This window comes from Curtobacterium sp. B18 (genome assembly GCF_000333375.1).
Lineage (GTDB): Bacteria > Actinomycetota > Actinomycetes > Actinomycetales > Microbacteriaceae > Curtobacterium.
This window is the reverse complement of record NZ_BACZ01000391.1, coordinates 1-8,375: the sequence shown is the minus strand read 5'-3', so window position 1 is coordinate 8,375 and position 8,375 is coordinate 1. Positions and strand designations below refer to the sequence as shown.

The following is an 8,375-nucleotide window of genomic DNA, read 5'->3' as shown; positions in this document are numbered from 1 at the left end:
CCGCAGCAAGGCACGCGAGACCACCCGTCGCAAGGGGCTCCTCGAGTCGGGCGGCATGCCCGGCAAGCTCAAGGACTGCCAGTCGAAGGACCCGACGGTCTCCGAGATCTTCATGGTCGAGGGTGACTCCGCCGGCGGTTCCGCCGTGCAGGGTCGCAACCCGATGACGCAGGCGATCCTGCCGCTGCGCGGCAAGATCCTGAACGTCGAGAAGGCCCGTCTCGACCGTGCCCTGGCCAACCAGGAGATCCAGTCGATGATCACGGCGTTCGGCGCCGGCATCGGTGAGGACTTCGACCCGGACAAGGCCCGGTACCACAAGATCGTGCTGATGGCCGATGCCGACGTGGACGGCCAGCACATCACGACGCTGCTGCTCACCCTGCTGTTCCGCTACATGCGTCCGCTCATCGAGCGCGGGTACGTGTACCTCGCGCAGCCGCCGCTGTACCGCCTGAAGTGGTCGAACTCGGCGCACGAGTACGTGTTCAGCGACCGTGAGCGCGACGCCCTGATGCAGTCCGGCCTCGCCGCCGGCAAGCGCATCCCGAAGGACAACGGGATCCAGCGCTACAAGGGCCTCGGCGAGATGGACTACAAGGAGCTGTGGGACACCACGATGAACCCGGACACCCGGACGCTCCTGCAGGTCACGCTCGAGGACGCCGCCGCGGTGGACAGCGTCTTCGCGACGCTGATGGGCGAGGACGTCGAGTCCCGTCGCCAGTTCATCCAGCAGAACGCGAAGGACGTCCGGTTCCTCGACATCTGAGGGCCGGGAGGCGCGGTGTGAGCCGCGTCGACCAGTCCCGACCACCTGTGGTCGCGCCCGGCGCGGCCGACGGAACCACAGCCTCCGGGCTGTCCAGAAAGGGAACGAAGCCACATGGCTGACGACAACGAGAACGGCGCCGACGAGCAGCCCGAGATCGTCCACGGCGACAGCGGGGACATCGTCGTCTCCGGTGACCGCATCTCGCAGGTCGACCTGCAGCTCGAGATGCAGCGGTCGTACCTCGACTACGCGATGTCCGTCATCGTCGGCCGTGCGCTGCCCGAGGTCCGTGACGGACTGAAGCCCGTGCACCGCCGCGTGATCTACGCGATGTTCGACGGCGGCTACCGCCCCGACCGGGCCTTCTCGAAGTGTTCCCGTGTCGTCGGCGACGTGATGGGGCAGTTCCACCCGCACGGTGACAGCGCGATCTACGACGCCCTCGTCCGCCTCGTGCAGCCGTGGTCGCTCCGCTACCCGCTCGCGCTCGGCCAGGGCAACTTCGGGTCCCCGGGCAACGACGGCGCCGCCGCGCCGCGGTACACCGAGACCAAGATGGCGCCGCTCGCCATGGAGATGGTCCGGGACATCGACGAGGACACCGTCGACTTCCAGGACAACTACGACGGTCGGACGCAGGAACCCGCCATCCTGCCGGCGCGGTTCCCGAACCTGCTCGTCAACGGTTCCGTCGGCATCGCGGTCGGCATGGCCACGAACATCCCGCCGCACAACCTGCGCGAGGTCGCCGCCGGCGCGAAGTGGGCGCTCGAGCACCCCGACGCCACCCGTGAAGAGCTGCTCGGTGCGCTCATGCAGCGCATCAAGGGCCCGGACTTCCCGACCGGGGCGCAGATCCTCGGCACGAAGGGCATCCAGGACGCCTACCGCACCGGTCGTGGCTCGATCACGATGCGTGCGGTCGTCAACGTCGAGGAGATCCAGGGCCGCACCTGCCTCGTCGTCACCGAGCTCCCGTACCAGGTGAACCCCGACAACCTCGCGATCCGCATCGCCGAGGGTGTCAAGGACGGCAAGCTCGCCGGCATCGCGGACATCCGTGACGAGACCTCGGGTCGCACCGGCCAGCGCCTCGTCATCGTGCTCAAGCGCGACGCCGTCGCCAAGGTCGTCCTCAACAACCTGTACAAGCACACGCAGCTGCAGGAGAACTTCGGCGCGAACATGCTCGCGATCGTCGACGGCGTGCCCCGCACCCTCGCGCTCGACGGGTTCATCTCGGCGTGGGTCGACCACCAGATCGACGTCATCGTCCGCCGCACGCAGTTCCGGCTGCGCGAGGCAGAGAAGCGCGCCCACATCCTCCGTGGCTACCTGGCGGCGCTCGACGCGCTCGACGAGGTCATCGCGCTCATCCGCCGGTCGCCCGACGTCGAAGAGGCCCGCACCGGTCTGATGGACCTGCTGTCCGTCGACGAGATCCAGGCGCGCGCCATCCTCGAGCTGCAGCTCCGTCGTCTCGCCGCCCTCGAGCGGCAGAAGATCCACGACGAGGCCGAGGAACTCGAGCGCAAGATCGCCGACTTCCAGGACATCCTGGCGTCGGAGACCCGTCAGCGCTCGATCATCGGTGACGAGCTCGAGGAGATCGTCGAGCGGTTCGGCGACGACCGCCGCAGCGAGATCCTGCTCGGCTTCGACGGCGACATGTCGATCGAGGACCTCATCCCCGAGGAGGAGATGGTCGTCACCATCACCCGCGGCGGGTACGTCAAGCGCACGCGGAGCGACAACTACCGGTCGCAGCACCGCGGTGGCCGCGGGGTCAAGGGTGCGCAGCTGCGCGCCGACGACGTCGTCGAGCACTTCTTCGTGACGACGACGCACCACTGGCTGCTGTTCCTGACGGACAAGGGCCGCGTCTACCGCGCCAAGGCGTACGAGCTGCAGGAAGCCAGCCGTGACGCCAAGGGTCAGCACGTCGCGAACCTGCTCGCCATGCAGCCGGACGAGCAGATCCAGCAGGTCCTCGACATCCGCGACTACGAGGCGGCGCAGTACCTCGTGCTCGCCACGGCGCACGGTCTCGTCAAGAAGACCGCGCTCACCGAGTACGACACGAACCGCACCGGCGGCATCATCGCGATCAACCTGCGCGACGGCGACACCCTGGTGCAGGCGCTCCTCGTCGACGAGCACGACGACCTCCTGCTCGTCTCGAAGCACGGCATGTCGCTGCGGTTCACCGCGACGAACGACACGCTGCGCCCGATGGGTCGCTCGACCTCCGGCGTGAAGGGCATGTCCTTCCGCGACGACGACTCGCTGCTCGCGGCCCGGGTCGTCTCGGACGACGGCTACGTGTGGGTCATGACCGAGGGCGGCTACGCCAAGCGCACCTCCGTCGACCAGTACCGGGTGCAGGGACGTGGCGGTCTCGGCATCAAGGTCGCCAAGCTGGCCGCCGATCGAGGGGACCTTGTGGGTGCTCTCATCGTCGGTGAGGACGACGAAGTCCTCGTCGTGCTCCAATCGGGCAAGGTGGTAAGGTCTGCCGTGGCCGAGGTGCCCGCCAAGGGTCGCGACACGATGGGTGTGGTCTTCGCGAGGTTCGCGGAGAACGACCGGATCATCGCGGTGGCCCGGAACACAGAGCGGAACCTGGACGACCAGGACGACGCCGAGATCGAGCCTGCGGGCCCGGTGGAGACGGTCAGCCCGGACGAAGCGGCCGCCGACCCCGCCGACACAGTGCCCACGGACACCGTGGCCGGAGAGGACCAGTCAAGCAATGAGTAGTGTCGCCGAGAAGCTCCAGAAGAAGGCGAAGCGGCCCGTCGGCACCCGTCAGGTGCGACTGCGGCTCGTGTACGTCGACTTCTGGTCGATGGTGAAGCTCAGCTTCCTCATCGCCCTGGCCGGCTCGATCGTGATCGTCGTCGCCACCGCCCTGGTGTGGGTCATCCTCAACCAGACCGGTGTCTTCACGCAGATCGACGCTCTGCTGAAGGACGTCACCGGGCAGAACAACTACTCGATCATGGACCAGTTCTCGCTGGGCCAGGTGCTCGGGTTCTCCGTCGTCGTGGGCATCCTCAACGTGGTCGTCGGTACCGTGCTCGGCGCGATCGTGAGTGTCCTCTACAACCTCAGTGTCCGGATCACCGGCGGCCTGCTCGTCGGCTTCACGAACAACTGACACACCCGGCTCGGATGGGCCGACCGCCTCGATTTCGTTCTGCGGCATCGGTACGGTAGGCTTTCATCCGGTCTGAGGGGCTATAGCTCAGGCGGTTAGAGCGCTTCGCTGATAACGAAGAGGTCCAAGGTTCAAGTCCTTGTAGCCCCACCACTTCCTCCGACACTCCGTACCATGGGTGTCACGGGGCCTTAGCTCAGTTGGTAGAGCGCCTGCTTTGCAAGCAGGATGTCGGGAGTTCGATTCTCCCAGGCTCCACTCCCTCGGCGTGAGCCTTGCTCCGCTCGTTCCTCGTTTCGCCTCGCTCGGTCGTCGTGCTCGTCTGCGCCTGCGGCGCTCCGCTCCGCGATGGCCGCTCCGCGAGGCCAGCTTGCGCCCGGCGATCGGTCGGCTCCGTGCTCGAGGTCTCGGGATCGTCGGGCCGCGCCCTGGTGCGACGGCCGTCCATGGGACCTCGGCGGATGTGAGCGGCGGGTCGCGCGACCACGGACGGCCGGTCGTGCGGTCACGTGTGCGCGCTGGTGATCGGACGCACCGCGTGGCGGACAGGAGGCGCGGGACCAGGCCGCTCCGCGCCTCCAGTCCGGTGCGGGGCAGCGCAGGCGACCGGCGGGCGCCGGGTGCGCCGGGTGCGCAGGATGTGTGGCTGGTGGTGTGCCGAGCGGGCGGAACACGCCGTGGGTGTGCGTCGAGCGGGCAGAATCCGTCGGCATGACGGCCCGAGCGGGACGTATTTCGCCCGCTCGACTCGCGGTGGCCCGGCCTGGCCGGGCCGGCTCGGCCGGGCCGGCTCGTTCGCGCCGGGGACGACGAAGGGCCCCGGCGGGTGCCGGGGCCCTTCGTACGAACCGGGAGGTCAGGCTGCGGGCTTGCCCGCAGTGTCGGCGTCGTCCGCGACCCAGAGGTCGTCGTCCGCACGGAGCGTCTGGTACGCGGCGTAGGCGGCACCGGCCACGGCCACGACACCCACCACGATCAGCGCGACACCGCCGAAGCCGATGCCCTTCTTCTGGTGCGGCACGTACTTCTCCGCAGCCTTCTTGGCCTTCTTGCCCTTCTTCTGGGCGTTCTTCACGATCTTCTTGACCCGGGGGTCCTTCGCGAGGTCGCCCACGCTGAGGACCGAGCCCGCGGTCGCGACCAGGCCGGGGACGACCTCGGACTGGAATCGGTGTGAAGCGTTCTGCGCTGCGCTCGTGGCAGCGTGCACACCCGTGGCGACAGCCGGGCGGATGCCGTTGTCGATCGCGTTCTGCACTCGCGGCGCGATGTCCTTGCGAGCAGCGTCCGCGGCGTGGGACCGGGCCTCTGCAAGGATCGCGTTCGCGTGCTCGAGGACCTTGCGCTGCTCGCCGAGGAGCGAGGCGGTCTGGCCCTTGAGCTTCTTGATCTGCTTCCGGCGCTTGCGCGGGATCTCGATCGTCGTCATCTGGTACCTCCATCGGAACGGCGTGACCACCATCCTGCCACCGCAGTGCCTGACAGGTCACGGAGCCTCACCTGTGTGATCCGTCTGACCGTCAGCAGTACATGCGAGAATCGGAACATGTCTCTGCACACCGCTGTCGCAACGATCCACACGAACAAGGGCGACATCCGCGTCAACCTGTTCGGCAACCACGCTCCCAAGACCGTCAAGAACTTCGTCGACCTCGCGACGGGCAAGCAGGAGTGGACGCACCCCGGCACCGGCAAGGTCTCGACCGACAAGCTCTACGACGGGGTCGTCTTCCACCGCATCATCAAGGACTTCATGATCCAGGGCGGCGACCCGCTCGGTCAGGGCATCGGCGGTCCGGGTTACCGCTTCGACGACGAGATCCACCCGGAGCTCACCTTCCAGAACCCGTACATCCTCGCCATGGCGAACGCCGGCATCCAGGGCGGCCGCGGCACGAACGGCTCGCAGTTCTTCATCACCACGGTGGCGACGCCGTGGCTGCAGGGCAAGCACACCATCTTCGGCGAGGTCGCGGACGACGAGTCCCGTGCGGTCGTCGACGCGATCGAGGGCGTGCCGACCGACGGCCGTGACAAGCCGCTCGAGGACGTCGTCATCCAGAGCATCGACGTCGAGGACGTCTGAGTCACCACGTGACCGACCAGGCGTACAACCCGAACAACACCTGCTACCGGCATCCGGACCGGCAGAGCTTCGTGCTCTGCCAGCGCTGCGGGCGGACGATCTGCCCGGAGTGCCAGACGCCGGCCGCGGTCGGGGTGCACTGCCCTGAGTGCGTGCGCGAGCAGCGTGCGCAGTTCCAGGCGAACCGTCGGGCGTCCGGAGGCCCCAGCGGGCTGACGGTCGCCCGGCGGCGGTTCGCCATGCTCGACCAGAAGGCGACGGTCGTGATCGTCGTCGTGTCCGCCGTGCTCTGGTTGCTCAACCAGGTGACCGGCGGGTACGTCAACGCCTGGCTGAGCTACTACACGCCCGCGATCGGATCGCAGCCGTGGCGGCTCGTGACCGGGCTGTTCGTCCACTCCTCCTTCTTCCACATCCTGTTCAACATGTGGGCGGTGTGGATCTTCGGGCGGATGCTCGAGAACATCCTCGGCACGTGGCGGTTCGTCGCGCTGTACTTCCTGGCTGGCCTCGGTGGTGACCTCGCCGTCTCGTTGCTGAGCCCCGCGACGCCGGTGGTCGGTGCCTCCGGCGCGATCTTCGGGTTGTTCGCGGCGTTCTTCGTGATCCAGCGGAGCCTCGGTTACAACGCCGTGCAGCTCCTGGTCATCATGGGGCTCAACCTCGTGGTCGGCTTCCTGCCCGGTACCGCGATCTCGTGGCAGGCGCACGTGGGCGGAATCGTCCTCGGGTTCATCACCGGGTTCGTCTTCGCGCGCACCCGGAACATCCGGCAGCGTCGTCTGCAGATCGGACTCCTGGTCGCCGAGGCCGTCGTGCTCGTCGGGCTGATCTACGCCGCGTACGCGGGCCTGTCGATCGGTGTCGGCATCTGAAACGTCTCGGCGACCATCGCCACCCGAACGCCCCGTTGCGCTTGCAACGGGGCGTTCGTCGTTTCCACAGCCCGGCCCGGAGTTGTCCACAGCTGTGGAGAACACGGTGAGTTACACGCGTGTGATTATCCCCACTGTGGACTCAGCTGTGGATAACTCCGGGAGGGGGATGTGGATGAGTGTGTGGAGAGTATGGAGAACTGTGGAGAACAGGCGTTCTGGGGAACGGTCGACGGCTAGCAGCCCGTCAGCGTTGTGGAGAACGCCTCGGAGTGCCCGCGAACACGAGAACGCCCGCCGCACCAGCAGGTGCGACGGGCGTCGGAGTGTGTGTGGCCGGGCTGCTACCGCCAGCGCGTGGTCATGAGGAAGCCGATGAACATGATGCCGAAGCCGATCAGGATGTTCCACGACCCGAGCGACGGCACCGGCAGCGTCGTGTTCGAGATGTAGAAGACGATCACCCAGGCGAGCCCGATGAGCATGAAGCCGAACATGACCGGCTTGAACCACACGGGGTTCGGCTGGTCCCCCGCGGTGTCGACCGAGTCGGCTCGGGTCCTCCGGGCGGGCTTGGTGCGGTCCTTGTCCTTGGCCATGGCCGGTATCCTACCGTGACCACGGGTGTGGGAAGACTCTCAGCCCGCTGCACACATCCCCCACGAGTACGGTGAACCGCCATGACCAAGATCCTCGTCGTCGACAACTACGACAGCTTCGTCTACACGCTGAACGGCTACGTCCAGCAGCTCGGGGCGGAGACCGACGTGGTCCGCAACGACGCCTTCCCGGCGTCCGAGATCGCCGACCGCATCGCGGACTACGACGGCGTGCTGCTGTCCCCCGGACCCGGCACCCCCGCGGACGCCGGTGTCTCCGTCGAGACCGTGCACGCGGCGATCGCTGCGGACAAGCCCCTGCTCGGTGTGTGCCTCGGGCACCAGGCCATCGCCGAGGCGCTCGGCGCGACGGTCACCCACGCCGAGGAGCTCATGCACGGCAAGACCTCGCAGGTCGACCATGACGACAGCCCGCTGTTCGCCGGCGTCCCGCACCCCTTCACGGCCACGCGCTACCACTCGCTCGCGATCGTCGACGGCACGGTCCCCGACGAGCTCACGGTCACCGCGCGGACGGGCGGTGGCGTGATCATGGGCGTGCAGCACCGCGAGCACCCCGTGTACGGCGTGCAGTTCCACCCGGAGTCGGTCCTCACGGAGGGCGGCTACCGGATGGTCGGCAACTGGCTCGAGACGACCGGTCTCGAGGGCGCTGCGGAGCGCGCGGCCGGCCTGAACCCGCTCATCGCGGCGCACCGCGCCTGACGACGGCGCCGCGCACACCGAGCTGCCCGCCGCGTGGGACGACCCCACGCCGGATCCGGCGTGGACGTGGCGGAGATGAGTCGCGCCTCCAGGCTGACCTGACGGCCGTCGGATGTGGCCACGGACGGGAGGCGCGGGTCACGCCCGCCCCGAC

At 67.9% G+C, this 8,375-nt stretch carries 8 protein-coding genes and 2 tRNA genes; 8 read left to right on the top strand and 2 right to left on the bottom strand.

The annotated features are described in order from the left end of the window. The 5 genes from I5E_RS10900 to I5E_RS10880 form a co-directional block, all read left to right on the top strand. Positions 1-772, top strand: a 772-nt coding sequence (locus tag I5E_RS10900) for a toprim domain-containing protein (RefSeq protein WP_022907016.1), incomplete at its 5' end; no start/stop codon positions are given. Positions 773-886: 114 nt separating this feature from the next. Continuing rightward, positions 887-3,535, top strand: a complete 2,649-nt coding sequence (gene gyrA, locus I5E_RS10895; protein WP_022907015.1) for a DNA gyrase subunit A — start codon at positions 887-889, stop codon at positions 3,533-3,535. Further along, on the top strand, positions 3,528-3,935 hold the full coding sequence (locus I5E_RS10890) for a DUF3566 domain-containing protein (protein ID WP_022907014.1): 408 nt from the start codon (positions 3,528-3,530) through the stop codon (positions 3,933-3,935). Before gyrA ends, I5E_RS10890 begins: the two co-directional genes overlap by 8 nt. Positions 3,936-4,011: 76 nt before the next feature. Continuing rightward, positions 4,012-4,088: transfer RNA gene (locus I5E_RS10885), tRNA-Ile, on the top strand. Positions 4,089-4,120: 32 nt separating this feature from the next. Further along, positions 4,121-4,193: transfer RNA gene (locus tag I5E_RS10880), tRNA-Ala, on the top strand. A gap of 598 nt (positions 4,194-4,791) precedes the next feature. On the opposite strand, the gene I5E_RS10875 is transcribed toward I5E_RS10880, so the two are convergent. Beyond that, the gene (locus tag I5E_RS10875) at positions 4,792-5,364 is read right to left on the bottom strand and encodes a hypothetical protein (protein WP_022907013.1); all 573 of its coding nucleotides are present in this window, start codon (positions 5,362-5,364) and stop codon (positions 4,792-4,794) included. A gap of 117 nt (positions 5,365-5,481) precedes the next feature. On the opposite strand from I5E_RS10875, the gene I5E_RS10870 reads away from it, so the two are divergent. Both I5E_RS10870 and I5E_RS10865 read left to right on the top strand, forming a co-directional pair. Beyond that, positions 5,482-6,021: a peptidylprolyl isomerase gene (locus I5E_RS10870; protein WP_022907012.1), complete on the top strand. Its 540-nt coding sequence runs from the start codon at positions 5,482-5,484 to the stop codon at positions 6,019-6,021. Between the two features lie 8 nt (positions 6,022-6,029). Beyond that, positions 6,030-6,896 (top strand): rhomboid family intramembrane serine protease, encoded by an 867-nt coding sequence (locus I5E_RS10865; protein WP_022907011.1) that lies wholly within the window; start codon positions 6,030-6,032, stop codon positions 6,894-6,896. 344 nt (positions 6,897-7,240) lie between these two features. Here I5E_RS10865 and I5E_RS10860 read toward each other — a convergent pair whose 3' ends face one another. Beyond that, entirely contained in the window at positions 7,241-7,495 is a 255-nt protein-coding gene (locus I5E_RS10860) for a cell division protein CrgA (protein WP_022907010.1), read from the bottom strand. Between the two features lie 81 nt (positions 7,496-7,576). On the opposite strand from I5E_RS10860, the gene I5E_RS10855 reads away from it, so the two are divergent. After that, positions 7,577-8,221, top strand: coding sequence for an anthranilate synthase component II (locus I5E_RS10855; protein ID WP_022907009.1), 645 nt, complete (start codon positions 7,577-7,579; stop codon positions 8,219-8,221). The last annotated feature ends 154 nt before the right edge of the window (positions 8,222-8,375 follow it).

What these genes read in the sequence shown, in the direction of transcription:
- gyrA (WP_022907015.1), top strand. Translation starts at nt 887, where the DNA reads ATGGCTGACGACAACGAGAACGGCGCCGACGAGCAGCCCGAGATCGTC.
- I5E_RS10855 (WP_022907009.1), top strand. Translation starts at nt 7,577, where the DNA reads ATGACCAAGATCCTCGTCGTCGACAACTACGACAGCTTCGTCTACACG.
- I5E_RS10875 (WP_022907013.1), bottom strand. Translation starts at nt 5,364, where the DNA reads ATGACGACGATCGAGATCCCGCGCAAGCGCCGGAAGCAGATCAAGAAG.
- I5E_RS10890 (WP_022907014.1), top strand. Translation starts at nt 3,528, where the DNA reads ATGAGTAGTGTCGCCGAGAAGCTCCAGAAGAAGGCGAAGCGGCCCGTC.
- I5E_RS10860 (WP_022907010.1), bottom strand. Translation starts at nt 7,495, where the DNA reads ATGGCCAAGGACAAGGACCGCACCAAGCCCGCCCGGAGGACCCGAGCC.
- I5E_RS10870 (WP_022907012.1), top strand. Translation starts at nt 5,482, where the DNA reads ATGTCTCTGCACACCGCTGTCGCAACGATCCACACGAACAAGGGCGAC.